Consider the following 26,344-nt stretch of genomic DNA (forward strand, 5'->3'; position numbering starts at 1 on the left):
ATATTGGAAGAATGCCCCTGATTTGCCCGACGGGTCAAGTTGCCTTGTCGAGCGCCGGCACCCGCCAGCTACTTTGCATGGGGTTGTTTTCGATATTTTGGTGGGAGCCGCAGCCACCGGGCGTGATGGTGCCACTCTCGAAGGCGCATAAGCGCTCAACGTCGTCCGGCCGTGGCGGACCAGCAGAAGGTGGCTGCGATCAGAAAGCGAAAGCGCCTCTGGATCGGATCCAGGGGCGCTTTGCGTTGAGCGTGTTCGCTGCGTTATTCGTTCACCGTCTGCACGACGTTGCCCACCGGGCGGCTCGCCGCGGTCGGCACCTTCTCGTTCTTCACCATCATCGCGTCGTATTCGGGCAGCGTCTCGAGTTGGGTCTTGGCCTTCATCCAGACCACCTTGTAGCCGCCTGCCTTCAGCTTGCGCAGCAGCGTCGGCAGCGCCTGCGCGGTGTGCTTCTGCAGATCGTGCATCAGGATGATGCCCTTGTGCTCCTTGTCGAGCTTGGTCATCACGTTGTTGATGACCTCGTCGGAGCTCTTGGACTTGAAGTCGTTGGAGTCGACGTCGACGGAGAACATCGCGATGTTGCGGGTGCCGAGATAGGCTGTCGTCGCCGGCGTATGCGCCAGCGCCGGGAAACGGAAGAACGGGGCGGGGTTGGCGCCCAGCGCCAGCTTCACCGCGCTAAATCCCTTCTCGATCTCGTCCTTGGCCTGCTGCTCGGTGAGCTTCTTGCTCGCCAGATGCGCATGCGACCAGGTGTGGGCGCCTATGGTGTGGCCGGCGGCGGCGACCTGGCGGAGGATATCCGGGTGATAGGTGGTGTGCAGGCCGATCGGGAAGAACACCGCCTTGGTGCATTCATCCGCCAGCGCCTTGAGCACGGCGGGCGTGGTCGGCCACGGACCGTCGTCGAAGGTCAGCACGACCTCCTTGTCGGTCAGGAAGTCGTACTGCTTGTACTGCAGGAAGCCGAAGCCCGGGCCGCCATTGGTATCGACCACGACGGTGCGGCTGATGCCGAGCGCATCGGGATTGGCGCATTTGGGCGCGGCCGCGACGGGAGCCGGCATCGGCGCCGGTGCGGGGGCCGCGGCCGGGGCTGCCGCCTGGGTGGCATCGGCGCGCTTCGACAGTGCCGCGGTCGTCTCGACATCGTCCCTGGCGGCCTGTTTCGCCGCCGCCGGAAGCGGCTCGGCCTTGGCTGCGGCCGTGGTTTGCGGAGGAGCCGCGTCGGCACGCGGGGAGGAGGTCCAGAACCACACACCGGCGATCACGATCGCCGCTACAACACTGGCCAGCATCAGGCCCAACGCACTACGCATCGCTAACACTCTCTCGGAACTCGGGATACGCCACAGCCGTAACGAGCGATTAATGCCAACAAGGTCTTAACGCGATCCCAACACGGCACCGGAACGGCAAGAAAAAGCGCGCTTTACCCAGCCGCCGCTCAGCTGGGAGCGATTCTTGACCATGCAGGAGCGCAGGGCGGCCGCCGGGTGATTGGCGCCGCATCGCAGCGGGCAGGCCTGCGGCGACGAGACGCAGGCCGTCTCCGGGCTGCCGCCTCCAGCGGAACCGGCGCGCTACGCCGTTTCAAGCTTCTCCGCGGCACTGAAACGCTATAGACCAGCGTCGCATTCGCTGGAGCCTTTGTCCGTTCCGATCGAATCGGAACGGGGCTCCAGATTCTTGTATTGACGCGTTTTCTTTACGCGAACCGGTACCCATCCCGCATCAAGTGCGGGACAGGCTTCGCTCGAAAACGCTTTTGTAGAGGCTTTGAGAGATGACCCGATTTCTGTTCGCCGTCGTTCCGCTGGTTCTGTTGACGTCGGCAGCCTCGGCACAGCAGCAGGGGCGTGACGCCTGCTCACGCGATGCCTCGCGGTTCTGCCGCGCCCATCTCAGCGAGGGCGATCAGGTCGTGCTGGCCTGCCTGAAGGAGCATCGCAGCCGCCTGAGCAAGGCCTGCCAGCAGACGCTCGCCGATAACGGGCAGTAGCCTGCACTATCGTCATTCCGGGGCATGCGGAGCATGAACCCGGAATGACGAGGTTCCCCGGTGCGCAGTTGCGCACCTGAGGTCTGCGCTCCGCGCATCCCGGAACGACAGCATCAACGTTACGTGCTACTTCCCGCCGCGGTCGCGACCACCGGGATCACCTCCTTGGCGGCGCGGTCCGGGGTCTCGTCCTTCCAGCGCACCGATCCGAACGGACGCTCCAGCATCCGGCGCACGCGGACCGGCTCGGCGCCGATGTGGAAGTCGGCCGCCTTCTGGTGCAGTTCGCGCTCGATCTGGGTGGCGCGGTTGCGCTGGCGCAGGAAATCGAGCCAGGTCGGGCAATGATAGCGCTCGGTCCACAATTCGGGATCGGCGATGTCGCGCGCGATCGACCAGCCATAGGCGCCATTGCGCTGGCGGCTGAGTTGCACATCCTGCATCACATTGTGGAAGGCGCGGGCGTTCTCCTGCGCCACCCGGTATTCGATCTCGACCACCAGCGGCCCGCTGCGTCCGGAGAGTTGCAGCCGCACCTCGGGATCGGCCAGCGCTTCCGTCGCATCCTCGTTACGCGCGCCAATCGGTGGCATTCGCAGCCAGAGGCCGAGCAGCGGCGACAGCAGCATCAGGCCGGCGGAGATCAAGAGCGCCATCTCGACGCCGCCCAAATCCGTGATCCGTCCCCAGCCCCAGCTTCCGATCGCGATGCCGCCGGCGATCGCGGCCTGAAAGGCCGCCAGCGAACGGCCGGCGACCCAGCGCGGCGCCGAGAGCTGCACGCCGATATTGAACAGCGCGACCGCGAGCATCCACGCCGCACCGGCAACCACCAGCGCGGCGGCCGTGATCACGGGCTCCTTGCTGATCGCGACCGCGGCGATCGCAGCACCCATCGACAGCGCACAGGCGCGAATCGCGGCTTCGCCGCTGAGCCGGCTGCGGATCTCGCTGATGTTGAGCGCGCCGATCACGGCGCCCATCCCGAAGGCGCCGAGCATGATGCCGTAGGTCTGCGCGCCGCCATGCAGCAGGTCGCGCGCGACCAGCGGCATCAGCGCCGAGACCGAGCCGCCGATGATGCCGGTCACCATGGTGCGGGTCAGCACGATCCTGATCGACGGCGAATTGGTGATGTAACGCACGCCGGAGACGATCGCCCGGTTCAGCCGTTCGCGCGGCAGCCGCGACGGCTCGCTGACGCGATTCCACATGAACAGCACGACGAGTAGCGGCAGATACAGCACGGCATTGGCGGCGAAGGCCGCGACCGCACCTGCGGAGGCCACCACGATGCCGCCGATCGCGGGACCAAAGCTGCGCGCGATGTTGTAGCTGATGCCGTTCAGCGCAACAGCGGCGGGCAGCGTCTCCGACGGCACCTGCTCGCTGACCGAGGATTGCCAGGCCGGGCCGAACAGCGCCATGCCGCTGCCGACCACGAAGCACAGCGCGAGCAGGATGTTCGGCGTCACCAGATTGAGCCAGGCCAGCACCGTCAGCGTGGTTGCGCCGGTCAGCGCGATCGCCAGCGACACCAGCGCGACGATGCGGCGGTCATGCATGTCGGCGATGGCGCCGGCCGGCATCGAGATCAGCATCACCGGCAGCATCAGCGCGGTCTGCACCAGCGCGACCTTGTCGGCCTCCGAACTCATCTGCGTCATCGCCCAGGCGGCGCCGACGCCCTGGATCAGGATGCCGAGATTGGAGAGCAGGCTGGCCAGCCAGATTCGCCTGAAGATTGAATGCCGCAACGGTGCAGTGATACTGTCGGGACGCTTCCGCGCTTCGGTCATATCCGGTTCCGCTTGGCCTGCTATAGCTTGTTGAATGATTCCGGCAGCATCAACTGATGCCCGCGAAACGCGTGTCCTGTCCAGCAATTACGGTATCCTTGGCGGGCGTAGGGCACAGCTAAAGTACTGAAAGGCTTGGGGAAGGGGAATCAATGGCGCTGTCGCGGCGGAGAATTCTGCAAGGAGCCGGCGCGCTGTCCCTGCTGGCGGGCCGGCTTGCCGCCCCGGCTCTGGCGCAGCCGGCGCCCGCCGGCGACATCCCGCCGATCCTGTTCGTGCACGGCAATGGCGATCACGCGGCGCTCTGGATGACGACGCTCTGGCGGATGGAGACGAACGGCGTGCCGCGCGAGCGCCTGGTTGCGCTCAATTTCACCGACCCGCTGGCGCGCACCGACGACAAGGTCGAGCAGGCCAACCGCTCCTCGACCGAGGACCAGCGCCGCGAACTCGCCGAGGCGGTGAAGGAACTGAAACAGACAAGCGGCGCCGCGCGCATCGCGCTGGTCGGCAATTCCCGCGGCGGCAATGCGATCCGCAACTACATCAAGAACGGTGGTGGCGGCGACATCAGCCATGCGGTGCTGTGCGGCACGCCCAATCACGGTCTGTATGCGTGGGATGACGATCTCGGCAACGAGTTCAATGGACGCGGTCCGTTCCTGCGCGGGCTGAACGACGGCGAAAGCGAAGTGACTGTTGGCACCGCATTCCTGACCTTGCGCAGCGACGGCCTCGACAAATATGCCCAAGCCGACGGCCGCTTCGTCGGCAAGCCAGGCACGCCGACCAATGTCACGGCGGAAGGCCCGGCGCTGAAAGGCGCGACCAACCTGGTGCTCGGCGCGGTGGACCATCGCGAGACCGGGTTTCATCTGCGTGCGTTTCGCGAGATCTACCGGTTCATCGCAGGGCACGAGCCGTCGCAGATCGAGATCATGCCGGAGACGGCGGTGCGGCTAAGCGGCCTCGTCACGGGCACGCCCGGCGGCGTGCAGACCAACCGGCCGGTAAAGGGTGCCACGGTCGACATCTATCACGTGTCGGCGGAGACCGGCGAACGCAGGGGCGGCCCGCTCCACAGCTCGCAGACCGGCGCCGACGGCCGCTGGGGTCCGGAGCAGGTCGATCCGTCCTGGCCGCTCGAATTCGTGCTGACCTCGCCTGATGCGGTGACGACGCACATCTATCGCTCGCCGTTCCCGCGCTCCTCCGAGATCGTGCATCTGCGGGCGGCGCGGCCGCAGCTCGCCGCCGATGCCGGCGCAGGCGCCATCGTGCTGATGTCGCGGCCGCGCGGCTATTTCGGGCTACCGCGCGATATCGTGCTGTTCGACGGCAAGGAGCCGGCCGATGTCAAACCCGGCGTGCCGACGGATTCGGTGGCGACGCTGCGGCTTGCCGCGGCCGATATCGGCCGTCCGGTGGCTGCGATCTTCAACCAGGAGCGCATCGTGATGCGGACCTGGCCGGCATCGGAGAATCGCATTGCGGTCGCCGAGCTGACTTATTAGGTCTGGTGAAGGTCCGCGCGCCTTCATGGCGCCGGGATCGCGTGGCCGGATCGGCCGTTGCGTGAGGCAGGAAGCGAGGACCATGAGCATAGCCGAGGTCTACGACATCACGGTCACGCGGCGGCCCCTGGTCCCGCCGGCGCCACCGCGCGCGCCCGCCGATATGACCGCGCTCCAGCGCATGCGGGTGATGCGCAACTCGCCGATCGAGACCTGGGGTCAGCGCGCCTATGAGGACGATATCGTCCAGGGCCGCTTTCTCCGCCACTCGAGCTTCATTCTCAACACGCCGGATGCGATCCGCCACGTGCTGGTCGACAATTACGAGAACTATACCCGCACGCCGGCCGGGCTGCGCGTGCTACGTCCGATGCTGGGCGAGGGACTGCTGATCGCCGAGGGCCGGGCGTGGAAGCATCAGCGCCGCACGCTGGCGCCGGCATTCACGCCGCGCGCGGTGACGACGCTCATTCCCTACATGATCGCGGCAGTCGACGAGACCGTTGCCAAGCTGAATGCGGCGAGCGGCGGTCCCGTCGACCTGCGCGAAGCGATGCAGCGCATGACGCTGGAGATCGCCGGCCGCACCATGTTCTCGTTCGGCATGGATCGCCATGGTGCCGCTCTGCGCGACTTCGTGATGGAGTATGGCGACACGCTGGCGCGGCCGCATATGCTCGACCTGGTGTTGCCCCTGAGCTGGCCGACCCCGCAGGATTTCCGGCGCGCCCGTTTCCGCAAGCGCTGGACGGCATTTGTCGGCATGCTGATGGCCGAGCGCCGCGCCGCCGGCAAGGATAACAACGCGCCGGCCCGCGACCTGTTCGACCTGATGGGTGCCGCGCGCGATCCCGAAACCGGCCAGGCCTTCACCGACGCCCAGCTCGGCGACCAGGTCGCCACCATGATCCTGGCGGGCCACGAGACGACCGCGACCGCGCTGTTCTGGGCGCTCTATCTGCTGGCGCTCGATCCCGAGACCCAGGAGCAATTGGCAGCAGAAGTCAGGAGTGCGACGACGTCGGGCGCGCTCGACATCGAGCGGCTGAAATTCACCCGCGCCGTGGTCGACGAAACCATGCGGCTCTATCCGCCGGCGTTTTTGATCGCGCGCGCGGCAGGCGGTCCCGACACCATCGCGGGCCGTTCGGTCAGGAAGCATGACGTGATCCTGATTGCGCCGTGGCTGTTGCACCGGCATGAAAAATTGTGGCGCGAGCCGAATGCGTTCGTGCCGCAGCGTTTCATGACGGAGACGCCGCCCGATCGCTTCGCCTATCTGCCGTTCGGGGTCGGTGCGCGGGTTTGCATCGGCGCGCATTTCGCCCTGGTCGAGGCGACGCTCGCGCTTGCGAAGCTAATCGGTGCGTTCCGCGTCGCGCTGGCGGACAACGATCCGGTGCTTCCGATCGGCGTGGTGACGACGCAGCCGAACCGTTCCCCGGTGTTTACGATCAAGCCGCGCTGACCTTGCGCGGCCGTGCCCCAATGCTCACCTAGGTGCTCACCATGAGCGATACGCAGGCCCATTTCGCAGTCCTCAGGCAGACGACCGATCCGGCCGTCGTCGATGCCATGCAGCAGCTGATCGCGGACGGCCATGATCGCGAGCTTAATCGCATCAACGTTCTGGATTTCTCGCGCCGCACCGGGCTCGACCAGGAGCAGGTGATCTCCGGCTTCCTGCATGCCTCCCGGCTCGGCCTGTTCGACATGAGCTGGAACGTGCTGTGTCCGGGGTGCGGCGGCGTGCTCGATGCCCACACCACGCTGAAGTCGCTGCGCCATGACGACTATAATTGCGCGCTCTGCGCGGCCGGTTACGAGGCGTCCGTCGACGAGCTGGTCGAGGTTGCCTTCACCGTCAGCCCGCGGGTCCGTCACATTGCTGCGCACGAGCCGAACACGCTGCCGATCTGGGAATATTTCCGGCAGATATTCTGGAGTTCGGGGATCGAGTTCGACGAGAATGCGGTGGCGACCCTGATCAACGAGGTGACGCTGGAGGGGCTCGAATTGCCGCCCGGCGACAAGGCGATCCTGTCGCTCAATCTGCCCAATGAATTCGTCATCGTGTTCGAGCCGGTGACGCATTCGGCGCACTTCTTTGCCGTCGAGGGCGAACCCACCACGGAGCGCCAGCAGTACTCGATCGCATTCAACAAGTCGCATGCGCCGACCGGCACCTCGACGATGCGGCCGGGGCCGCTGCGGCTCTCGCTGGAGAATCACACTGACGTTCGCGTGCTGCCCTCGGTGTGGATCGCGGGCGATCCGCTGCACAAATTGCTCGGCAAGCGCAAGCCGATCCTGACCGCGAAGCGGATGCTGTCGAACCAGACCTTCCGCGACGTGTTCAAGGCCGACAATCTCACGGTCGACCAGCGGCTGAAGATCACCGCGCTGACCTTCCTGTTCACTGATCTGAAGGGCTCGACCGCGCTCTATGAGAGGGTCGGCGATCTTGCCGCATTCGATCTGGTGCGCGCGCATTTCCACGCGCTGCTCGAGATCATCGCCTCCGAGCGCGGCGCGGTCGTGAAGACCATCGGCGACGCCGTGATGGCGACCTTCATCCGGCCCGAGCACGCTCTGTCGGCAGGCCTGCGCATGCGCGCCGCGATGAAGAAGCTCAACACCGAGCGCGGCAAGGAAGATCTGATCGTCAAGATCGGCATCCATGAGGGGCCGTGCCTCGCGGTGACGCTGAACGAGCGGCAGGATTATTTCGGCCAGACCGTGAATATCGCGGCACGGGTGCAGAGCCTGTCGACGTCGCAGGAAATCCACCTGACCCAGCCGGTGATGGAATCGGCGGAGGTCGCGGGCATTCTCGATCGCGAGGCGATCAAGCCGATCCAGAAGGAAGCGGCGTTGCGCGGGATTGCCGACAAGCTCGTGGTGTACGAGATACCGTAGTCATATTGCTGAAACGTAATGCTTGCCGAAACGTAATGCCGCTGCGGGAGCCCGCGCCGATTGCGCCGGTTCTGTTTCCACGCCATATAGATTTCAACAGGGCATGACCCGGATAGATCATGCTCAAAGGCTTCATTCCACAGAGAGAGCGATGCTCGACGGACTACGCCAATTCATTGCCGATATCGTCTCCCCCGATGCACAGGCTGACCGCAGCTTCGGCGATGGCGATTATCGCCTGGCGGCGACCGCGCTGCTGGTGCACGTCGTCTCGCTCGACGGCGAACCGACGGTGGCCGAAAAGCGCAAGCTGCACAGCCTGATCGAGAGCCGGTTTCAGCTCGATCCCGGCACCGCCGACAAGCTGATCGCCTCCGCCATGCGGGTCGAGGGCGAAGCCGTGGATCTCTATCACTTTACCAGCGTGATCATGCGCTCGGTGAACGAGGAGGGACGGCTGCGCATCGTCGAGATGATGTGGGAGCTGGTCTATGCCGACGGCCAGGTCAGCGAGTTCGAGGACAATGTGGTCTGGCGCGCCGCCGATCTGCTCGGCATTTCCTCGCGCGACCGCATCGACCTCAAGCATCGGGTCGCCGAGAAGCAGGCGGCGCTGCCAAAAGGCCCCTGGGGCACCGCGGACGCGGCAATCTGACACGATGGCCGGCGCGCAAGCGGAGGCTCGTTTCCGGCGTCGCGGATGACGAAACTTTAATGTCCGCCGCGATTGCGGGCGATCCGACTGAAAATCTGGCGTTTCATCGCCAAACCAGCGCCTAGCCGCTGTCCACAAGCTTACACACGGCTTGCGTCCCACCGCATGCCTATGCTCTCGTCGACCTGTTGGGGACCTCACTAGAATTTGCAGTAAGAGTTTGATCGTGGCTGAGCGTGTGACGCTGATAACCGGGGCATCGGCGGGCATAGGCACCGAACTGGCGCGCGTGTTTGCATCAAATGGCCACCGCGTGGCGCTGGTGGCGCGGCGCGCCGATCGCCTGAAGGCGCTCGCCGACGAGCTCGGGGCCAAGGGCGGCACGGCGCCGATCGTGATCCCCTGTGATCTGCAGCAGGCCGATGCGGGCGATCGGATCGCACAGGCCCTGACCGAGGCAGGCGTCGAGGTCGAATATCTGGTCAATAATGCCGGTTTCGGCCTGTTCGGCCTTGCCGTCGAGCGCGACCGTGCCGAACAGCTCAATATCATCAACGTCAACATCCGGGCGCTGACCGACCTGACGCTGCGCTTTGCCGACCAGCTGATCCGCAATCGCGGCGGCATCCTCAATCTCGGCTCGATCGCCGGATTCCTGCCGGGCCCCGGCATGGCGGTTTACTATGCCAGCAAGGCCTATGTGCTGTCGTTTTCCGAGGCGTTGCGCTGTGAACTGGCGCCGAAGGGCGTGCGCGTCACCGTGGTTTGCCCGGGTCCGGTGCCGTCCGAGTTCCAGGACCGCGCCGGCTTTGCCCCCGGATTCGATTCTGCCATCCTCAACGTTGCGCCGGCGGAGGTCGCTAGCCAGGCCTATCGCGGCCTGATGGCCAACAAGCGCGCCGTGCTGCCCGGCGCCTTCATCAAGCTGGTGCCGTTCCTGCTCCGGCTGTTTCCGCGCTCCTTCATCCTGACTGCAGTCGGCGGCTTCCAGCTGCGCAAGCGTTAGCTTTCCCAAACCGTTTCCTAACCGCCACCGTTAAGGGTGTTTCTGGCCCGCGATTTGCTTCGCAGGGGTGTGCGCAAACTCACACGATGTTAACGACCATTTAGCTATGATCGCGCCTTACCTGCCGAATCTTCAAGCAGAGGCCAAATCTTAAAGCAGAGGCAATGTCGTTCCGGTCTGACCAAAGCCGTGTCGTGGTGCCCTTCGCGAGCCGAAGGCCGGCCGCGGTCACGCCGAAAGATCAGATTTCGGATCGGGCTTCGGATCAGGCGCCGCTGCGGCCCGTGCTGATCGTGCTGCATCGGGAGACATCGACTCCCGGCCGGATCGGCAACGCACTGCGCGCGCTGGGCTACCCCCTCGATATCCGCCGTCCGCGCTTCGGCGACGCGCTGCCCGACACGCTCGAGGCGCATGCTGGCGCGGTGATCTTCGGTGGCCCGATGAGCGCCAACGATCCCGACGACTATGTGCGGCGCGAGATCGACTGGATCGCCGTTCCGCTGCGCGAGCGGCGCCCGTTCCTCGGGATCTGCCTCGGCGCGCAAATGCTGGCGCGGCAGCTCGGCGCCGACGTCGCGCCGCATCCGCAAGGCCGGGTCGAGGTCGGCTATTACCCGATCAGCCCGACGGCGGCGGGCCGCGCGTTGTGCCCGGACTGGCCGGCGCGCGTCTATCACTGGCATGGCGAAGGATTTCGATTGCCCGTCGGCGCGGACCTGCTCGCCGCGGGCGATGATTTCCCGGTGCAGGCGTTCCAGTTCGGCCATGCCTTCGGCCTGCAATTCCATCCCGACGTGACCTACGCGATGATGCATCGCTGGACCACACGCGGGTGCGCGCGGATGGATTCGCCGGGCGCTCAACCGGGCTATCTGCACTTCACTGAGCGCGCCGTGCACGATGCCGCCGAGCGCGCCTGGCTGAAGCATTTCATCGATGGCTGGATCGCGCACACACCGCAGACGGTGATGCTGCAAGCCGCGGAATAGCCGCCGCGCGGAATTTCGCGCCGCCTTTTCATTTGCGCCGATGTGCTAGTCTTGCCACGGCTGCAGCGCGCGGCCGCATGGTCGCGCGAGCTCATCAGAACATAACAACAAGCAAAGGGAGATCGCCGTGAGCTACGAACACATCCTCTATGAGGTCAGCGACAGGATCGCGACCATCACGCTGAACCGCCCCGACCGCATGAATGCGTGGACGGCGATCATGGAGCGCGACGTGCGCCACGCGATGGAGGCTGCCGCCAATGACGACAATGTTCGCGTCATCGTGCTGACCGGCGCGGGCCGCGGCTTTTGCGCCGGCGCCGACATGGAAGCGTTGAAGGGGATCGATCCCAACGAGGTCAGGCGCGGCGAGGGCGTTGCGTTCGACATGAACCGGCGCGCCGACTGGCAGACGCGCTATGCCTACTACCCCGCGATCCAGAAGCCCGTGATCGCGATGCTCAACGGCGCCACGGCCGGCATCGGCCTGGTTCACGCGCTCTATTGCGATTTGCGCTTCGCCGCCGACAGCGCTGTGTTCACCACCGCCTTCGCGCGGCGCGGGTTGATCGCCGAGCACGGCATCAGCTGGATGCTGCCGCGCATCGTCGGCCACGCCAACGCGCTCGATCTGTTGATGTCGGCGCGGCGCGTGTCGGCCGAGGAGGCGCTGCGCATCGGCCTCGTCAACCGGCTCTCTTCGCCGGAGAAGCTGCGCGAGGAAACCTATGCCTATGCCCGCGACCTCGCCGATTTCGTCTCGCCGAGCGCGATCGCGGTGATCAAGCGCCAGGTCTATGACGTGCCGTTCCAGACGCTCGCTGAAGCCACCATCGAGGCCAACCGCGAGATGCAGATCGCGCTCAAGAGCAATGATTTCAGGGAAGGCGTCGCGAGCTTTGTGGAGAAGCGCCCGCCGCGGTTTACCGGGACGTGAGGGGGAGGGGTTGGGCTTGCTGAACCGGTCCGTCTTCGCCCTTTGGGCTTCGCCGGACACCACGCTTCGCCCTTCAGGCTCCTGCGCGGCTGCGCCACGCTTAGCCCGAAGGGCGAAGCGTGGTGGAGCCAGGCGGGATCGAACCGCCGACCTCGTCATTGCGAACGACGCGCTCTCCCAGCTGAGCTATGGCCCCATTGCGGCCGGGTGTTGCTGAGTATCCCGGCCGTCAGTCGGGCGCCATTTACAGTCCCGCCCAAGGCCAAGTCAAGAACGCTGAAACAGCGGTTTTCGGCCTTTCCCGCCGGGAACTTCCCTTGTTTGCGGGGGGATGAACCGATATTTAGAGCATGATCCGGACCCGGCGGGCCGCGCTAGCGCAAAGTGTGCAGCGGTTTTCCGAAAAGATCCTGCTCAAACAAGAAGCGCGATGGCGGCTCAGTCCGGTCTCGTTGCGCCTCAATTGGTCGTCCCACCCGCGAGCCCCCATCATATGCGCGCCGTTCTCGACATCGTCATCATCATCCTCGACCTCTATGTCTGGCTGCTGATCGCCTCCGCCATCCTGTCCTGGCTGGTCGCGTTCAACGTCGTCAACACGCGCAACCAGTTCGTCTCCGCGGTGGCCGAGTTCCTGTACCGGATCACCGAGCCGGTGCTGCGGCCGATTCGCAACGTGATGCCGAATCTGGGCGGGCTCGATATCTCGCCGATCATCGTGATCCTGATCATCATGTTCATCCAGCGGGTGATCGCCTATTACATCTATCCCAACGTGATCTGATTTTTGGCGATGGACCCTTGCCGATGGATCCATGGCGCTATTCCACCGAGGGCATCAGCATCGCTCTGCGCGTGACGCCGCGCGGCGGCCGCGACGACATCGACGGGATCGAGACGCTGGCCAACGGCCGCTCGGTGGTGAAGGTCAGGGTGCGCGCCGTTGCCGAAGGCGGCGAGGCCAACCGCGCGGTGACCGAGTTGTTGGCCAAGGCGCTCGGCGTGCCCAAGGCGCGGGTGAAGCTGTTGTCCGGCGCCACCTCGCGGCTGAAGCAGGTGGCCGTCGACGGCGACCCGAAAGGGCTTGGCGAAACATTGCGGAAGTTGACGGCGGCCGCGCCGAACCAGGAGACGAAGGACTAACATGACTGCCCGCATCATCGACGGAAAAGCCATCGCCGCCGAGCTCCGCGCCCGCGTCGCCGACGAGGTCGCCCGCGTCAAGCGCGACCACGCGCTCACGCCGGGGCTCGCCGTCGTGCTGGTCGGCCATGATCCGGCGAGCGAGGTCTATGTCCGCAGCAAGCACACCCAGACCCAGGCCGCCGGCATGGCCTCGTTCGAGCACAAGCTGCCGGAGGATGTTTCGCAGGCCGATCTGCTGGCGCTGATCGCGCGGCTCAACCGCGATCCGCTGGTGCATGGCATCCTAGTGCAGCTGCCGCTGCCGAAATCGCTGCACACCGAGACCATCATCAACGCGATCGATCCGGCCAAGGACGTCGATGGCCTGCATCCGAACAATGCCGGCCGGCTCGCCGGGGGCCTGGCTGCGCTCTCGCCCTGCACGCCGCTCGGCTGCATCATCCTGACCAAGAGCGTGCATGCCTCGATCGAGGGCATGAACGCGATCGTGATCGGCCGCTCCAATCTGGTCGGCCGTCCCTTGGTGCAATTGCTGCTGAACGAGAACGCGACGGTGACGATCGCGCATTCGCGCTCGCGCGACCTGCCAAAGCTCTGCGCGCAAGCCGATCTGGTCTATGCGGCGGTCGGCAAGCCCGAGATGGTGCGGGGCGACTGGCTGAAGCCCGGTGCGACCGTGATCGATGTCGGCATCAACCGGATTCCGGTGCCCGGCGGCAAGCCGAAGCTGGTCGGCGACGTCGCATTCCAGGAAGCGCTCGGCGTCGCCGGCGCGATCACGCCGGTGCCGGGCGGCGTGGGTCAGATGACGGTGGCGTGCCTGCTGGTCAACACGCTGCGCGCCGCCTGCGCGATTGCCGGCCTGCCGGAGCCGGCGGTGTGAGCCCATGCCGTCGTTCCGGGGCGATGCGTCAGCAACCCGGAATCTCGAGATTCCCCGGTGCGCAATTGCGCAGCTGAGGTTCGCTCGCTTTGCTCGCGCTCCGGAATGACGGTTGTGCCGTTACTTCTTTTCGTTGGCCCGCTCGATACCTTCGAGGATCAGCTTGCGGGCTTCGTCGGCGTCGCCCCAGCGCAGCACCTTCACCCACTTGCCCTTCTCGAGGTCCTTGTAGTGCTCGAAGAAGTGCTGGATCTGCTGCAGCGTGATGTCGGGCAGGTCGTTGTAGTTCTGCACCTTGTCGTAGCGCTGGGTCAGCTTCGATGACGGCACCGCGATGATCTTCTCGTCACCGCCGGCCTCGTCCTCCATCAGCAGCACGCCGACCACGCGGACGCTCATCACGGCACCCGGCACGATCGCGCGGGTGTTGACGATCAGCACGTCGCAGGGATCGCCGTCGCCCGATAGCGTGTGCGGGATGAAGCCGTAATTGCCGGGATAGCGCATCGGCGTGTAGAGGAAGCGGTCCACCACCAGCGTGCCGGCCTCCTTGTCCATTTCGTACTTGATGGGCTCGCCGCCGACGGCAACCTCGATGATGACGTTGACGTCGTGGGGCGGATTTTTTCCGATCGATATGGCGTCGATACGCATGGATTGCTCCGCGTGGCCTTTGGAAGTTGAAGACGGTGTGATTTTTATTGGCGTCGCCGGGCCGCGAAACAACCTCAGGCCCGGCCGTAAGGCCGGGCTGGCCGTCGCGTGCAACGCTCAGGCTGGTTTAGCCTTGCTGCAGCTGCGAGAGAAGCAGGATTTTCAGTTGGTCCAGGCGAAAGCGACCTTGTCGAGCGATTTTGGCCCGAACCGCTCCGAGGAGCGCGCCACCATCCGACCGCCCAGCGCGCGGTAAAACTCGGTCGCCGGCTCGTTGTCGGAGAGCGCCCAGATCACCATGCTCTTGAGGCCGCTCTGCAGGAGGTCGCGGCGGGCGGAGGCAAACAGGCGCCGGCCGAAGCCGAGGCCCTGGAATTCCGGCCGCAGATAGAGCTCGTAGATCTCGCCTTCGAAGTGCAGGCTGCGGGCGCGGTTGCGGCCGTAATTGGCGTAGCCCGCGATCCTGTCGCCGAACACCAGCACGCTGACGCGGCTGCCTTTGCGGATGGCGCTGTCCCACCACTGCGGGCCACGGCGATTGATCAGCTTTTCGAGTTCGGCGCCGGGGATGATTCCCTGATACGCCGAGCGCCAGGCTTCGTCGTGGGTAGACGCCACCGAGGCTGCGTCTGCAGCTTTGGCCGGCCGGACCTCGATTAGCGTTGTGCTCATGGACGTAATCAAAGCAAGTCGGAGGGCCGCCTTCAAGGTCCATCGTTAATTATCGGTTAACGTGTGGATTTTTTGCATCAGTGTCATGAATACTTGTACCGAAAGAGGACACTCGCCGGGCTCAAGCGACCAATCGCCGATCCGGTGCTGTGCAAAAGCGTGGATAGCCAGCGCTCTATGACAATGCCGCAGGCCAGAAAAAACCCACCCGGATTTGATTCGCTGGCGGGATTCCGCAAGCGAATCCAAGCGTGCCGCGGGTGCATCGATCCTTCCGCACCTGCGCCGTCACAGTGGATTTTCGCGCCCGTCCGGCCTATGGCAGCGGCGGTATCTGTGCGCGCCGAAACCGGCCTGATCACGAGCGGACCGAGATGACGCTCTACTTCCTGATCAAATATCTGCATGTGCTCGGCGCCATCGTGATCCTCGGCACCGGGACCGGGATCGCCTTCTTCATGCTGGCGGCGCATCGTACGCATGATGCGGCGTTCATCGCACGAACGGCGGCGATCGTCGTGATCGCGGACATGATCTTCACGCTGAGCGCCGTGCTGCTGCAGCCGGTGAGTGGCGGACTGCTGATGATGTTGTCGGCAACGAGCCTTACCGAGCGCTGGCTGCTGGCCTCGCTTGCGCTCTACGCGCTGGCCGGCGTGTTCTGGGTTCCCGTCATCTTCATGCAGAGGGAGATGCGCGACCTCGCGCAAGAGGCGGCCGACAAGGGCCATCCGCTGCCGCCGCGCTACTTTGCGCTGTTTCGCCGCTGGTTCCTGTTCGGGATTCCCGGCTTCGGATCGGTGATGATCATCCTGTGGCTGATGATTGCAAAGCCATTTTAGGAATCACATGAGTGACGGCGCATCACACAACATCCTCGTGCTCGGCGCCTCCGGCCTGATCGGGCGGTACGTCACCGACGATCTGCGGGCGCGCGGCTTTCACGTGATCGGGATCGCGCGTCACTTCACGCCTGCACAAAAGATGAGCGCCGCCGACCTCGAACTGCCTGTCATGTCGATGGACGCTGCGGCGCTGGCGCAGCTGCTTCGCATCCATGAGGCCGATGTCGTCGTCAATTGCCTCGGCGTGCTGCAGGACGGTCCGGGCAGCGACACGCGCGCGGTGCATCGCGACTTCGTGGCGCGGCTGCCGCAGGCTGTCAGCGACAGCCACCGCGCTATCCGTCTGGTCCATATTTCCATTCCTGGCGCGGCCAGTGAGGATCGCACCGCCTTCAGCGCCACCAAGCGCGAGGCCGAACGGCTGATCGCGGCGTCCGGCATCGCCTACGCGATCCTGCGTCCCGGCTTCGTCATTGCGCCTTCGGCCTATGGCGGCAGCGCCATGCTGCGCTCGCTGGCGGCGCTGCCGGTCGATTTGCCGGCCGATGAGGCGGCGACGCCGTTCCAGCCCGTCGCAGTCGAGGATATCGCCGCGACCATCGCCTGGCTCGCTGCGCGCGACATCGGCGATGAGCACGTGCGCGCGGTGACGTGGGACCTGATGCAGCAGCAGCCGGTCTCGCTCGGCGGCGTCATCGCCCAGTTTCGCTGGTCGTTCGGCACGGCGAAAGATTTCCGTGTTCCGACGCCGCCCTTCCTGATCGATCTCGGCGCCCGCCTCGGTGATCTCACGAGCCGCCTCGGCTGGATGCCGCCGCTGCGCTCCAATGCGATCGCCGAATTGCGCCGCGGCGTCACCGGCGATCCCACGGCCTGGATGGCAGCGACCGGCATCGTGCCGAAGACCATCGCGCAAGCCGTCGGCAGCCGTCCCGCGACCATTCAGGACAAATGGTTCGCGCGGCTGTTCCTGATCAAGGCGCTGATCTTCGCAAGCCTTGTGCTGTTCTGGGTGGCGTCCGGCTTCATCGCGCTGGTGATCTCCTATGACGCCGCGGCGGGCATCTTGCGCGCACATCATTTCCCGCCCGCCTTGGTCGGGCCGGTGACGGTGCTGACCAGCCTGATGGACATGAGCATCGGCGTGCTGATCGCGATCCGCCGCACCGCGCCGTTCGGTCTTGTTGCAGGCATCATCGCCTCGCTCGGTTACATGGTGGGATCGGCGATCCTGACCCCCGATCTCTGGATCGAGCCGCTCGGCGCGCTGGTGAAGACCGGGCCTGCGATCGTGCTGATGCTGGTCGCGCTCTTGACCCTGGATAACCGATAGCGTTTTCGAGCGAAGCGGGAACCGGTTCGCGTGAAGAAAACGCGTCGAAGGAAATCAAGATGAGCACCTGGCCGGACGACGACGTGATCCTCTATGACGGCGTCTGCATCTTCTGCTCGCGCTGGGTCCGCTTCGTCATCGCGCGCGATCCAGCGCGCCGCTTCCGCTTCACGCCGATCCAGTCGGACTACGGCACGCGGTTCGCAAAGACCTTCGGCATCGACCCCGACGACCCCGACACCAACGCCGTGGTCCACGGCGGCATCGCCTGGATGAAGTCGGACGCCGCGCTGACGGTGCTGAGCCATCTCCCCGGCTGGGGCTGGACCCGCGCACTGCTCGCAGTCCCAAAGCCACTGCGCGACGCGGTCTACAGCCTCATCGCCCGCAACCGCTACAAGATTTTCGGGAAGTACGAGACGTGTTTCGTGCCCGACGCGGACATGCGGGCGAGGGTGCTGGAGTAAGTAAATGCTAGGAGAATGATGCTTCGTAGCTGAGAGGCGATAAGTGGATGAAGTTCTTCAGTGGTGGGACCAACTCGAACATTCTTGGAGATGCTGAGAAGTCAAAGACTCTGCAGAGGCGAAAAGCATCCGGTCGTTCCTCTGCCAAGGAAAGCTCATTCCTAGTGATGTAGAACGGCGTTACGTTCGCGCCGACGGTGGTCTTAACTTCAAGGAGACGTTCGTTGCCGCGTTCATCAAAGGAAAGTATGTCGTAACCCGCTCCGTCGCCGAGCTCCTCAGAAATCCATCGAACTTTCTTGGCAAGGTCGGGTCGGTCGAGTTGCTTTAGCCTTTGATGTTCGTACTGAAATACCAACTCTTCTCCGTCCCTGCCGAGCTTGCGATTGCGGAAATCTCGCTCAACTGGATTAAACTTGCGAATCAATCGTTGAATGTCTGCTTTGCTCGGCTTAGCGGGCAGAAGAGGCGGCGGTGTTCCAACGAACAGTCCCTGCCGCTCAGCCAATCCTTCAACAGTCTTTTCCGGGTGCAGCGCGGTGGGGTGCGCCGAAAGATACCGATCGATAGCCGGGATAATAGCCATCTGATAGTTGGCCGCCGGCATGTACCCGGCGATCCTCGGAAGCCCAAGCTTGACCAACACCGCTGAGATGTTTTGATGTTTGAACTCGATCGAACCCTCGGATCGATCGATGTGCCGTCGGAGAAGACGATTATGCTCCGCCTTACTGTACGATCTCCCGGTAGCGTCGCCGTGGAGCATCAAGAAATAGTCGGCGACGATCAGATCAAGCTCTTCATCGGTCCAGTTTCGTCGTTCTTTGGGCTCCTGTGCCATCGCGGCTTACATTGCCCTAGCGGTCCGTGGTTCGAATGGTGGGCGGTCGCCGATCGAGATCGTACTTGTTGCCGAACCATTGAACAAACTCGGTTGGCGTTTGTTTCGATTTCCAGTGACGCTCCAAGTACTCCTCATCGAGGCCAGCGTCTTCGACTGCAATACAGTAGATATCAACTAGACCTTGATCCACGGCTGCGCGCCAACCGAGATATCCCTCATTCGTCGCCATCGTTCCTCTCGGACCAGCATTTGCCTAAGAATGGCCGGTGCGGGTCTACTGCGCAAGTCGGCTCCGACTTTAACCTTGCGCTCTGGTTGGGGTGTTAAGCACTTCCTTCGCCGCCCGCTCACCTGAGTCCCGCGCGCCATGGGCGGTCGAGAAGAAGTGCGGCGAGGTGGCTTCGCCGGCGAAGAACAGCCGGCCGTCGACCGGCGCGGCCAGCACGGCGCGTTTGTCGGCGTGGCCGGGCAGCGCGTGCGAGTAGGAGCCGCGGGCGAACGGGTCGTTCGCCCAGCGCGATTCGCTGAGCGGCTTCAGCTTGCGGCGGAAATCGTTGCCGAGGAAGGAGACGATCTCGTCGATGCTGTGGGCGGCGATGGCGCCGTCGCCGGCATCTTCCAGCTGTCGCGCAAAACGTCCGCCGAAGAAGCCCTCGATGCAGGGCTGGCCGAACGGGCGGATGTGATAGGTGCCCATCTCGGTGCGCATGGTGGCGCCGCGCAGATTGCCTTCCTTCGGCAGCACCTCGGGCTCGGCGAGCGCCAGCGTCACCTTGTCGGCGAGGCCGAGCGGTAAAGCGCGCGCGGCGTCGCACTTGTCGGGCAGCGCAGGCGAAAAGCGGATTGTCTCATCGGCAATCAGATTGGTCGGCACGGTGACGATCACCTTGTCTGCTTCCAAGATGCCGCGCGAGGTCTCGATACGGATGCGCTTGCCTGTGTGATCAATCAGCCGGACCTCGCAGTTCAACGCGACCGGCGCCTGGACGCCATAGGCCGCGACCAGCGCGCCATAGCCGCGCCTGACACGCCAATTGACGTTGCTGTCCTGATAGGCGTCGAAGTCGAGGATCGAGAGCTGGTCGAGCTCGCAGCCGTTCACATAGGTCGAGATCGCATCGATCATCGGGTTCCAGCGATTGCCGGGCTCGAGATAGCGATCGGCGGAGCCGTCCTTGCCGCCCTGTGCGGCCTGCTCGATGCGGTCGTAGAATTCGTCGAGCGCAAGCATGAACGCGTCGCGCTCGGCCTGCGGGAACGCCTTGCCATAGGCGCGCTCGCGCCACGGCGGCAGGTCCTTGTTGAGCTCGAAGTCGAGCTGCCGGGCGATGCCGACAAAGCTGTTCTGGTCGGCCGAATGCAGCCAGCCGCAGCCGACGTCGAACACCACGTCAGGCGCGGCCTGGATGGTATGGGCGCGGCCGCCGAGCCGGTCGCGGGCTTCCAGAACGATGGTGGAGAGGCCGGAATCCTTCAGCGCATGCGCGGCGCCGAGGCCGGCCGCGCCGGCGCCGATGATGGCGACATCGATCGTGGAGGGAAGCGAACTCATGTTCCGGCTCTAGCACGTCCGCCGCCGGGCCTGAAGCCGCCACATGCATGACTGTCATCACCCGCGAATGCGGGTGATCCAGTATTCCAGGGACGGTTGTGATCGAGCCGATAGGCCGCGGCGTACTGGGTGCCCCGGTCAAGCCGGGGCACGACAGAAAGCTTATGCCACCGCTTCCTTGGCCTTTTCGGCGCGCTTGCGCTCGTTCGGGTCGAGATGCTTCTTGCGCAGCCGGATCGACTTCGGCGTCACCTCGACGAGCTCGTCGTCCTCGATATAGGCGAGCGCCTTTTCCAAGGTCATCCGGATCGGCGGCGTCAGGCGCACCGCTTCGTCCTTCGAGGTGGTGCGGATGTTGGTGAGCTGCTTGCCCTTCAGCACGTTGATCTCGAGGTCATTGTCACGGGTGTGCTCGCCGACGATCATGCCCTTGTAGACCTTCCAGCCCGGCTCGATCATCATCGGGCCGCGGTCTTCCAGCTTGAACATCGCATAGGCCACCGCTTCGCCCTGGTCGTTGGAGATCAGGACGCCGTTGCGGCGGCCCTGGATCTCGCCCTTGTAGGCGGCGTAGCCGTGGAAGATGCGGTTCATGATCGCGGTGCCGCGGGTGTCGGTGAGCAGTTCGCCCTGATAGCCGATCAGGCCGCGGGTCGGCGCGTAGAACACCAGCCGCAGGCGGTTGCCGCCGGACGGGCGCATCTCGATCATCTCGGCCTTGCGCTCGCTCATCTTCTGCACGACGACGCCGGAATGCTCCTCGTCGACGTCGATCACGACCTCCTCGATCGGCTCCTGCCAGGCGCCGGTAGCTTCGTCCTTCTGCAGCACGACGCGCGGGCGCGACACCGAGAGCTCAAAACCCTCGCGGCGCATGGTCTCGATCAGGATCGCGAGCTGCAATTCGCCGCGGCCGGAGACTTCCATCGAGTCCTTGTCGGAAGCCTCGACAACGCGCAGCGCGACATTGCCCTCGGCCTCGCGCAGCAGGCGGTCGCGGATCATGCGCGAGGTCACCTTGTCGCCTTCGGTCCCGGCGAGCGGCGAGTTGTTGACGATGAACGACATCGACACCGTTGGCGGATCGATCGGCTGCGCCGGCAGCGGCGTCTCGACCGTGGGATCGCAGAACGTGTCGGCGACGGTGCCCTTGGTGAGGCCCGCGATCGCGACAATGTCGCCGGCGTCGGCCTCTTCGAGCGGGGTGCGTTCGATGCCGCGGAAGGCGAGGATCTTGGTGATACGCCCCTGCTCAATGGTCTTGCCGTCGGCGCCAAGCACCTTCACGGCCTGGTTCGGTTTGATGGAGCCCGATGTGATGCGGCCGGTGATGATGCGGCCAAGATAAGGGTTGGCTTCGAGGATGGTGCCGATCATGCGGAACGGGCCCTCTTCGACCTTCGGCGGCGCGACGTGGCGCACGATCAGGTCGAACAGCGGCTGCATGCCAGCGTCATGCGAAGCTTCCGGGCTGTCGCCCATCCAGCCCTGCTTGGCCGACCCGTACAGAATCGGGAAGTCGAGCTGTTCCTCGGTGGCGTCGAGCGCCGCGAACAGGTCGAACACCTCGTTGATGACTTCGGTCGGGCGCGCGTCGGGACGGTCGACCTTGTTGATCACGACGATCGGCTTCAGGCCGACCTTGAGCGCCTTGGACACCACGAACTTGGTCTGCGGCAGCGGACCCTCGGCGGCGTCGACCAGCACCAGCGCGCCGTCGACCATGTTGAGGATGCGCTCGACCTCGCCGCCGAAATCGGCGTGGCCGGGCGTATCGACGATGTTGATGCGGGTATCCTTCCACTGCACCGAGGCCGCCTTGGCCAGGATGGTGATGCCGCGCTCGCGCTCCAGATCGTTGGAGTCCATGGCGCGCTCGGTGACCTTCTGGTTCTCGCGATAGGTCCCGGATTGCTGCAGCAGGCGGTCGACGAGGGTGGTCTTGCCGTGGTCGACGTGGGCGATGATAGCGACGTTGCGAAGGTTCATGGCTCTTCTTCTGGTCGTGCAATGGTCAGATGCGCGATCTCGCCGGACCAATTTGGCCGGCCGCTCGCTCACGTGGCCCAATCCGGGCCCGGATCACGCTCATACCCAAGAAATTTGACGGGGACGCATCACCCCAAAAAGGAAGCCCGGTCTCAGGACCGGGCACCTTGCGCGTTGCGGCGCAATATAGTCAGAAATCGCCAAAAAACAACGGTTTATTGGCGGTTTGGGCGGCTGATTTTCGCTCGAAAGGCCGGTTTTGAGGGGCTTTTGCGCCCCCGATCCGCCCCTGTCAGCGCGCAACCGCGAGTACGATCAGCCCGAGCCCGCCCAGCGCGATCAGCATCACGAACATGGTGATGGGGTCGCCGCCGGATCCGGGGCCCCCCTTGGCGTTGATGATGACGCACAGCACGCCGGGGAGCAGCAGGATCACCCCTACGACCAGCAGGAAGGCGGTGACGCAGCCGTTGCGCTGCCGCGGTTCGGGCGGTCGGTTCGGTGAGGTCTCGTCGAAATTGTTGGTCAACGTCGACCTCTAGCTCCCCTTGATCGCGGCGCGGATCAGCATCACGCCGGCAAAGCCGACCGCGAGCCCGAGCAGGATCAGGAACAGGGCGGAGGGATCGGGCCTCGACTCGGTCATGGCGCCGAACCCGAACAGGAGCGCGCAGGCCCCGGGCAGCAGCAGCGCCACGCCAAACAGCGCCATGAATGCGGTCGCGCAGCCGCCGCGCTGCGGAGGGAGCCGTGGAGGCGGCGAGGGTGGAGATCCATCCGGATTGATGGGCCGGCTCTCGTCGCTCATCTCGGCACCTCCTCGCCTTGGCGTGCGTCTCGATAAGTCTGGCCGGCCATCGCGGCGCGGATGCCGTCGATCTTTCCGTCGCGGTAGAACAGATTGTAGGTGTCGAACGGGATGATCGCGCCGCTCTCGGTGACGAAGTGGATGCAGCTGCGCTTGACGTTGCCGACGCAGAAATTGAAGCGATCGAGAAACTGCACGATGGTGACGCGGAAGACGTTCTCGTAGGTCAGGCCCTCCGGCACCTCGAAGCTCGGCAGGCAGCACAGCAATTCGCAGACGCGCTCGCTTGTATTCAGCGGCCCCGACGACAGCGAGAACAGGTCGACGAATTTTTCCCGCAGCACCGGATATTTTTCCGGGCTGATCGTGTTGGGCATGACAGCGACGAGCTGCTCCTGCGGGATCAGCGAGGTCAGCGGCAACACCTTGTCACCATTGCGCAGGCCGTAGCCGATCGAAATGCTCTCGGGATTGCACGGCAGCGGGATCATGTCCTTGTCGCCGAATACTCCCGTTTCGATCACATGCTTGCGGATCTCCGACAGCATGATGCGGTCGGTGTCCTTGTTGAAATGCTCGTTGCGGCCGGCGTCCTGCACCGGCTGCAGCGTGACGCCGCGCACGCACTTCCAGGTGAGCGCGTGGCGAACGATGTCGCCGATCTCGGCATCGTTGACGCCGCGCTTGATGGTTGCGACCAGCGTGGTCGAGACGCCCTCGCGCTCGAGGTTCTCCAGCGCCTGCTGGCGAATCTTGCGCAAATCCGCGCCGCGCAGATTGACTAGCGCCTCGCGCTTCAGCGAATCGAACTGCAGATAGACCTCGAGCCCGCGTCTGTTCTCGGCGAGTTTGGCGACGAAGTCCGGCTCGCGCGCGATTCTGAGGCCGTTGGTGTTGATCATGACGTGGCGGATCGGACGGGCTCGCACTGCATCCAGGATGGCGAAGAAATCCGGATGCAGCGTCGGCTCGCCGCCGGAGATCTGCACCAGGTCAGGCTCGCCCTCGCTCGCCACCAGCGCGTCCAGCATCTTCTCGATCTTGGCCAGCGGCGTGAAGCTGGTGCGGGCCGGCGAGGAATCCGCAAAGCACACCGGGCAGGTCAGGTTGCAGTGCTCGGTGATCTCGATCAGCGCCAGGCAGGAATGCTGCTCGTGGTCCGGGCACAGCCCGCAATCATAGGGGCAGCCGAATTCGGTGTGGCGCTGGAAGGCGAGCGGCCGGTCGCCGGGCTTGATGAAGTCTTTGCACAGCCGCCAATAGGCAGAATCGGTCGAGACCAGCGTCGACTGCACGCCGTGCTGCTTGCAGCGCTTCTCGTACCAGACCTCGCTGCCGAGGATCTGGATCTTGGTCGGCACCAGGGTCAGGCAGGTTTCGCAAAGCGATTGGGTCTGGCCCCAGAAGATGTAGGGGCGAGACTTACGCAGCGGCGCGTTCATGCTTCAAGCTCACATTTGGGGCCGTCGCCAGCATGATTGCGGCATAGACCATGACAAACAGCGACAGCAGGTGGAACAGCGAGAACGGCCCGATCAGCGCGCCGTAGGGCTTGATGAATTCCCATACGAAGCGCTGCAGCCCGTAATAGAACAGCACGAGGTAGAATCCATTGGTGATAACAGCGGTGTTGCGGTTCAACACCATCACGACGTAGAAGGCCGCGAACGCCGCCATCGCCAGGCTCTCATAGAGCTGCACCGGATGGCGCAGCACGCCGTCGCCGAAATCGTGGCCCCAGGGCAGAGTTGTCGGCGTGCCATAGGTGAAATCCTCCAGCCCCGCGAAGTAGCAGCCGAGCCGGCCGACCGCGACGCCGACCGCGAGCGGCAGCGCGAACCGCGCCCCGGTGCGCAGCGAGATCCCGTGCAGCCATTTATAGAGCTCGATCGCGACGATGCCGCCGGCCAGCGCGCCCTCGACCGAGCGGGCGATGCCCGGCATGCCCGAGAACCACAGGTTCAGCGTGCCGAAGATGTAGGCGCCGATCCCGGCGCCGAACACCAGCGCGGCGATATAGGGCAGCTCGAAGGATTGCCGGGGGAATTGCAGCCCGCGCCGGCGCGACAGCCACCACATGGCGATCGCGGCCGCGCCCCATGCTGCGACGTCGAACACGGCGTGAAGTTCTGCCCCACTCATGAGGCGAGTGTAGCGTGATTTTCGCGGTACGCGATAGTCGGATGCATTCCCTTGTCGCCGACGGCAACTTTCGTTGGTGTTTGCGCTGACTTTTCCGCATCGTCATGGCCGGGACAAGCCCGGCCGTGACGAGCTACAAGGCAGGTGATCGGCTACGCGGCCTGAAGCGAACGCTCACAGGAGGCGTCTTAGTTCGCCGGGTTGTCCTCGCTCGGATAGACCCCGCGCAGCACTTCCTCGAAATGATCCTTGACCGCCTCGTTGCACAGGCAGGAGCGCAGCCGCAGCTTGTCGGGGTCGCGGATCACGATCGCACCGCGGCGGGTGTCCAGCACGCCTTCCGCCTTGAAGTTCTGGATCACCCGGCTGGTGTAGCTGCGGCCGACGCCGAGCAAGGTCGAGAGCTGTTCATGCGTCAGCGGCACCACGCCGTTGCCATTGGTGCGCTCGATCGCCGAGATGATCCATTTCGCGGCGCGCTGCTCGATCGAGTGGATCGCATTGCAAGCGGTCGACTGGAAGATCTGCGCCAGCATGCAGTCGGCATAGCGCGCGAAGATGTTGCGCACCGAGATTGACTTCAGCTTGGCGGCGTCGAGTTTGCTGATCGGCAGCCGCACAAACGGCCCGCTGAACTTGACGGTGATGCGGGTATAGGCCGGCAGGAAGCCCTGGCTGACGATGCCGCCGACCGCGCCCTCGCGGCCGACCAGGATGGTCTCGACATCGCGCCCGTCCTCATTGGGCACCATGTAGGACGCCAGGCTCGGTCCGCATGGGAAATGCGCGATCTGAACGTCGTCGCCGGGATTGTAGAGCAGATCGCCGGCCGCCGCTTCGACCAGCGCAAGGTGCGGCGCGATCAGCTCGTAGTCCGCGGCGTTCAGCCGGCGCAAAAGATTGTTGAACGGCCGGTCACTCGTCCCGGCCAACTCGGTCCGTTTGGCAATCATTGGAAAATCCTGGAAACCCAACGCAGACCATACTGAAAAAGTTCCCGGACATATGTTCACTAGTGAACAGACGCGGCCGCGCGCGATGTGATGGGTTTCGTCCCGGGAACAGCCGGCGTGCTTTCAGGCGCCGGTCGCGGGCCATCCGGCCGGGCTGATCCGGTCTCTCATCCATCTTCAGAGCGTTTTCGAGCGAAGTGGATATCGGTTCGCGTGAAGAAAACGC

At 64.6% G+C, this 26,344-nt stretch carries 27 protein-coding genes and 1 tRNA gene; 14 read left to right on the forward strand and 14 right to left on the reverse strand.

The window, feature by feature from the left end; genetic code table 11:
- Positions 1-263: 263 nt before the first annotated feature.
- Positions 264-1,325: a polysaccharide deacetylase family protein gene (locus G6P99_RS01665; RefSeq protein ID WP_165127085.1), complete on the reverse strand. Its 1,062-nt coding sequence runs from the start codon at positions 1,323-1,325 to the stop codon at positions 264-266.
- Positions 1,326-1,792: 467 nt separating this feature from the next.
- Between G6P99_RS01665 and G6P99_RS01670 the strand changes: the two genes are divergently transcribed.
- Entirely contained in the window at positions 1,793-2,008 is a 216-nt protein-coding gene (locus G6P99_RS01670) for a cysteine rich repeat-containing protein (protein ID WP_029081205.1), read from the forward strand.
- A gap of 119 nt (positions 2,009-2,127) precedes the next feature.
- On the opposite strand, the gene G6P99_RS01675 is transcribed toward G6P99_RS01670, so the two are convergent.
- On the reverse strand, positions 2,128-3,807 hold the full coding sequence (locus tag G6P99_RS01675; protein WP_029081206.1) for an MFS transporter: 1,680 nt from the start codon (positions 3,805-3,807) through the stop codon (positions 2,128-2,130).
- A 152-nt stretch (positions 3,808-3,959) separates the two neighbouring features.
- On the opposite strand from G6P99_RS01675, the gene G6P99_RS01680 reads away from it, so the two are divergent.
- From G6P99_RS01680 to G6P99_RS01710, 7 genes are all read left to right on the forward strand, one after another.
- A complete protein-coding gene (locus tag G6P99_RS01680; protein WP_165127087.1) occupies positions 3,960-5,321 on the forward strand; it encodes a hydrolase in 1,362 nt (453 codons plus the stop codon).
- Between the two features lie 82 nt (positions 5,322-5,403).
- Positions 5,404-6,789: a cytochrome P450 gene (locus G6P99_RS01685; protein ID WP_029081208.1), complete on the forward strand. Its 1,386-nt coding sequence runs from the start codon at positions 5,404-5,406 to the stop codon at positions 6,787-6,789.
- 41 nt (positions 6,790-6,830) lie between these two features.
- The gene (locus G6P99_RS01690) at positions 6,831-8,240 is read left to right on the forward strand and encodes an adenylate/guanylate cyclase domain-containing protein (protein ID WP_029081209.1); all 1,410 of its coding nucleotides are present in this window, start codon (positions 6,831-6,833) and stop codon (positions 8,238-8,240) included.
- Positions 8,241-8,391: 151 nt separating this feature from the next.
- The gene (locus G6P99_RS01695) at positions 8,392-8,895 is read left to right on the forward strand and encodes a TerB family tellurite resistance protein (RefSeq protein WP_029081210.1); all 504 of its coding nucleotides are present in this window, start codon (positions 8,392-8,394) and stop codon (positions 8,893-8,895) included.
- A gap of 226 nt (positions 8,896-9,121) precedes the next feature.
- The gene (locus G6P99_RS01700) at positions 9,122-9,901 is read left to right on the forward strand and encodes an SDR family NAD(P)-dependent oxidoreductase (RefSeq protein ID WP_029081211.1); all 780 of its coding nucleotides are present in this window, start codon (positions 9,122-9,124) and stop codon (positions 9,899-9,901) included.
- Between the two features lie 164 nt (positions 9,902-10,065).
- The gene (locus G6P99_RS01705; RefSeq protein WP_029081212.1) at positions 10,066-10,893 is read left to right on the forward strand and encodes a glutamine amidotransferase; all 828 of its coding nucleotides are present in this window, start codon (positions 10,066-10,068) and stop codon (positions 10,891-10,893) included.
- Positions 10,894-11,020: 127 nt separating this feature from the next.
- Positions 11,021-11,830: an enoyl-CoA hydratase gene (locus tag G6P99_RS01710; RefSeq protein ID WP_029081213.1), complete on the forward strand. Its 810-nt coding sequence runs from the start codon at positions 11,021-11,023 to the stop codon at positions 11,828-11,830.
- Positions 11,831-11,950: 120 nt separating this feature from the next.
- Here the strand turns inward: G6P99_RS01710 and G6P99_RS01715 are convergent.
- Positions 11,951-12,026, reverse strand: a tRNA-Ala gene (locus G6P99_RS01715).
- Positions 12,027-12,323: 297 nt separating this feature from the next.
- On the opposite strand from G6P99_RS01715, the gene G6P99_RS01720 reads away from it, so the two are divergent.
- The 3 genes from G6P99_RS01720 to folD are packed head-to-tail and all read left to right on the forward strand — an operon-like array spanning position 12,324 to position 13,859.
- On the forward strand, positions 12,324-12,614 hold the full coding sequence (locus tag G6P99_RS01720) for a YggT family protein (protein WP_016847252.1): 291 nt from the start codon (positions 12,324-12,326) through the stop codon (positions 12,612-12,614).
- 23 nt (positions 12,615-12,637) lie between these two features.
- Positions 12,638-12,973: a DUF167 domain-containing protein gene (locus G6P99_RS01725; RefSeq protein ID WP_165127089.1), complete on the forward strand. Its 336-nt coding sequence runs from the start codon at positions 12,638-12,640 to the stop codon at positions 12,971-12,973.
- A 1-nt stretch (position 12,974) separates the two neighbouring features.
- The gene (folD, locus tag G6P99_RS01730; protein ID WP_029081214.1) at positions 12,975-13,859 is read left to right on the forward strand and encodes a bifunctional methylenetetrahydrofolate dehydrogenase/methenyltetrahydrofolate cyclohydrolase FolD; all 885 of its coding nucleotides are present in this window, start codon (positions 12,975-12,977) and stop codon (positions 13,857-13,859) included.
- Between the two features lie 120 nt (positions 13,860-13,979).
- Here folD and ppa read toward each other — a convergent pair whose 3' ends face one another.
- Both ppa and G6P99_RS01740 read right to left on the reverse strand, forming a co-directional pair.
- Positions 13,980-14,513 carry an inorganic diphosphatase gene (gene ppa / locus G6P99_RS01735; RefSeq protein ID WP_029081215.1) on the reverse strand — a complete coding sequence of 178 codons (534 nt, stop codon included), beginning with the start codon at positions 14,511-14,513 and terminating at the stop codon, positions 13,980-13,982.
- Positions 14,514-14,675: 162 nt separating this feature from the next.
- Positions 14,676-15,185, reverse strand: coding sequence for a GNAT family N-acetyltransferase (locus G6P99_RS01740; protein ID WP_029081216.1), 510 nt, complete (start codon positions 15,183-15,185; stop codon positions 14,676-14,678).
- 374 nt (positions 15,186-15,559) lie between these two features.
- Here G6P99_RS01740 and G6P99_RS01745 point away from each other — a divergent pair, with 374 nt between their 5' ends.
- From G6P99_RS01745 to G6P99_RS01755, 3 genes are read left to right on the forward strand one after another with little or no spacing between them, the layout of a single operon-like run.
- A complete protein-coding gene (locus tag G6P99_RS01745) occupies positions 15,560-16,027 on the forward strand; it encodes a DUF2269 family protein (RefSeq protein ID WP_029081217.1) in 468 nt (155 codons plus the stop codon).
- 7 nt (positions 16,028-16,034) lie between these two features.
- The gene (locus tag G6P99_RS01750) at positions 16,035-17,363 is read left to right on the forward strand and encodes an SDR family oxidoreductase (protein ID WP_029081218.1); all 1,329 of its coding nucleotides are present in this window, start codon (positions 16,035-16,037) and stop codon (positions 17,361-17,363) included.
- A 59-nt stretch (positions 17,364-17,422) separates the two neighbouring features.
- A complete protein-coding gene (locus G6P99_RS01755; protein WP_029081219.1) occupies positions 17,423-17,830 on the forward strand; it encodes a thiol-disulfide oxidoreductase DCC family protein in 408 nt (135 codons plus the stop codon).
- A gap of 7 nt (positions 17,831-17,837) precedes the next feature.
- On the opposite strand, the gene G6P99_RS01760 is transcribed toward G6P99_RS01755, so the two are convergent.
- From G6P99_RS01760 to G6P99_RS01800, 9 genes are all read right to left on the reverse strand, one after another.
- Complete coding sequence (locus G6P99_RS01760; RefSeq protein WP_029081220.1) at positions 17,838-18,671, reverse strand: DUF3883 domain-containing protein; 834 nt, start codon at positions 18,669-18,671, stop codon at positions 17,838-17,840.
- Between the two features lie 16 nt (positions 18,672-18,687).
- Positions 18,688-18,903, reverse strand: coding sequence for a hypothetical protein (locus G6P99_RS01765; RefSeq protein WP_029081221.1), 216 nt, complete (start codon positions 18,901-18,903; stop codon positions 18,688-18,690).
- Positions 18,904-18,972: 69 nt separating this feature from the next.
- Positions 18,973-20,226: a flavin monoamine oxidase family protein gene (locus G6P99_RS01770; RefSeq protein ID WP_165127091.1), complete on the reverse strand. Its 1,254-nt coding sequence runs from the start codon at positions 20,224-20,226 to the stop codon at positions 18,973-18,975.
- 162 nt (positions 20,227-20,388) lie between these two features.
- Positions 20,389-22,215: a translational GTPase TypA gene (typA, locus tag G6P99_RS01775; protein ID WP_029081223.1), complete on the reverse strand. Its 1,827-nt coding sequence runs from the start codon at positions 22,213-22,215 to the stop codon at positions 20,389-20,391.
- Positions 22,216-22,507: 292 nt separating this feature from the next.
- Entirely contained in the window at positions 22,508-22,744 is a 237-nt protein-coding gene (locus G6P99_RS01780; RefSeq protein WP_029081224.1) for a hypothetical protein, read from the reverse strand.
- 9 nt (positions 22,745-22,753) lie between these two features.
- On the reverse strand, positions 22,754-23,023 hold the full coding sequence (locus G6P99_RS01785; protein WP_051346278.1) for a hypothetical protein: 270 nt from the start codon (positions 23,021-23,023) through the stop codon (positions 22,754-22,756).
- Positions 23,020-24,465, reverse strand: a complete 1,446-nt coding sequence (locus tag G6P99_RS01790) for a radical SAM protein (RefSeq protein ID WP_029081226.1) — start codon at positions 24,463-24,465, stop codon at positions 23,020-23,022. Before G6P99_RS01790 ends, G6P99_RS01785 begins: the two co-directional genes overlap by 4 nt.
- Positions 24,446-25,165, reverse strand: coding sequence for a prolipoprotein diacylglyceryl transferase (locus tag G6P99_RS01795; RefSeq protein ID WP_029081227.1), 720 nt, complete (start codon positions 25,163-25,165; stop codon positions 24,446-24,448). Before G6P99_RS01795 ends, G6P99_RS01790 begins: the two co-directional genes overlap by 20 nt.
- Positions 25,166-25,353: 188 nt before the next feature.
- On the reverse strand, positions 25,354-26,118 hold the full coding sequence (locus G6P99_RS01800; RefSeq protein WP_029081228.1) for a Crp/Fnr family transcriptional regulator: 765 nt from the start codon (positions 26,116-26,118) through the stop codon (positions 25,354-25,356).
- Between the last annotated feature and the right edge of the window lie 226 nt (positions 26,119-26,344).

The organism is Bradyrhizobium sp. 6(2017) (genome assembly GCF_011058295.2).
Taxonomy (GTDB): Bacteria; Pseudomonadota; Alphaproteobacteria; order Rhizobiales; family Xanthobacteraceae; genus Bradyrhizobium; species Bradyrhizobium septentrionale.

Bases quoted from the DNA above. Each gene is read 5' to 3' on its own strand.
- G6P99_RS01665 (WP_165127085.1), bottom strand. From the start codon at position 1,325: ATGCGTAGTGCGTTGGGCCTGATGCTGGCCAGTGTTGTAGCGGCGATC.
- G6P99_RS01670 (WP_029081205.1), top strand. From the start codon at position 1,793: ATGACCCGATTTCTGTTCGCCGTCGTTCCGCTGGTTCTGTTGACGTCG.
- G6P99_RS01675 (WP_029081206.1), bottom strand. From the start codon at position 3,807: ATGACCGAAGCGCGGAAGCGTCCCGACAGTATCACTGCACCGTTGCGG.
- G6P99_RS01680 (WP_165127087.1), top strand. From the start codon at position 3,960: ATGGCGCTGTCGCGGCGGAGAATTCTGCAAGGAGCCGGCGCGCTGTCC.
- G6P99_RS01685 (WP_029081208.1), top strand. From the start codon at position 5,404: ATGAGCATAGCCGAGGTCTACGACATCACGGTCACGCGGCGGCCCCTG.
- G6P99_RS01690 (WP_029081209.1), top strand. From the start codon at position 6,831: ATGAGCGATACGCAGGCCCATTTCGCAGTCCTCAGGCAGACGACCGAT.
- G6P99_RS01695 (WP_029081210.1), top strand. From the start codon at position 8,392: ATGCTCGACGGACTACGCCAATTCATTGCCGATATCGTCTCCCCCGAT.
- G6P99_RS01705 (WP_029081212.1), top strand. From the start codon at position 10,066: ATGTCGTTCCGGTCTGACCAAAGCCGTGTCGTGGTGCCCTTCGCGAGC.
- G6P99_RS01720 (WP_016847252.1), top strand. From the start codon at position 12,324: ATGCGCGCCGTTCTCGACATCGTCATCATCATCCTCGACCTCTATGTC.
- G6P99_RS01725 (WP_165127089.1), top strand. From the start codon at position 12,638: ATGGATCCATGGCGCTATTCCACCGAGGGCATCAGCATCGCTCTGCGC.
- folD (WP_029081214.1), top strand. From the start codon at position 12,975: ATGACTGCCCGCATCATCGACGGAAAAGCCATCGCCGCCGAGCTCCGC.
- ppa (WP_029081215.1), bottom strand. From the start codon at position 14,513: ATGCGTATCGACGCCATATCGATCGGAAAAAATCCGCCCCACGACGTC.
- G6P99_RS01740 (WP_029081216.1), bottom strand. From the start codon at position 15,185: ATGAGCACAACGCTAATCGAGGTCCGGCCGGCCAAAGCTGCAGACGCA.
- G6P99_RS01745 (WP_029081217.1), top strand. From the start codon at position 15,560: ATGACGCTCTACTTCCTGATCAAATATCTGCATGTGCTCGGCGCCATC.
- G6P99_RS01750 (WP_029081218.1), top strand. From the start codon at position 16,035: ATGAGTGACGGCGCATCACACAACATCCTCGTGCTCGGCGCCTCCGGC.
- G6P99_RS01755 (WP_029081219.1), top strand. From the start codon at position 17,423: ATGAGCACCTGGCCGGACGACGACGTGATCCTCTATGACGGCGTCTGC.
- G6P99_RS01760 (WP_029081220.1), bottom strand. From the start codon at position 18,671: ATGGCACAGGAGCCCAAAGAACGACGAAACTGGACCGATGAAGAGCTT.
- G6P99_RS01765 (WP_029081221.1), bottom strand. From the start codon at position 18,903: ATGGCGACGAATGAGGGATATCTCGGTTGGCGCGCAGCCGTGGATCAA.
- G6P99_RS01770 (WP_165127091.1), bottom strand. From the start codon at position 20,226: ATGAGTTCGCTTCCCTCCACGATCGATGTCGCCATCATCGGCGCCGGC.
- typA (WP_029081223.1), bottom strand. From the start codon at position 22,215: ATGAACCTTCGCAACGTCGCTATCATCGCCCACGTCGACCACGGCAAG.
- G6P99_RS01785 (WP_051346278.1), bottom strand. From the start codon at position 23,023: ATGAGCGACGAGAGCCGGCCCATCAATCCGGATGGATCTCCACCCTCG.
- G6P99_RS01790 (WP_029081226.1), bottom strand. From the start codon at position 24,465: ATGAACGCGCCGCTGCGTAAGTCTCGCCCCTACATCTTCTGGGGCCAG.
- G6P99_RS01795 (WP_029081227.1), bottom strand. From the start codon at position 25,165: ATGAGTGGGGCAGAACTTCACGCCGTGTTCGACGTCGCAGCATGGGGC.
- G6P99_RS01800 (WP_029081228.1), bottom strand. From the start codon at position 26,118: ATGATTGCCAAACGGACCGAGTTGGCCGGGACGAGTGACCGGCCGTTC.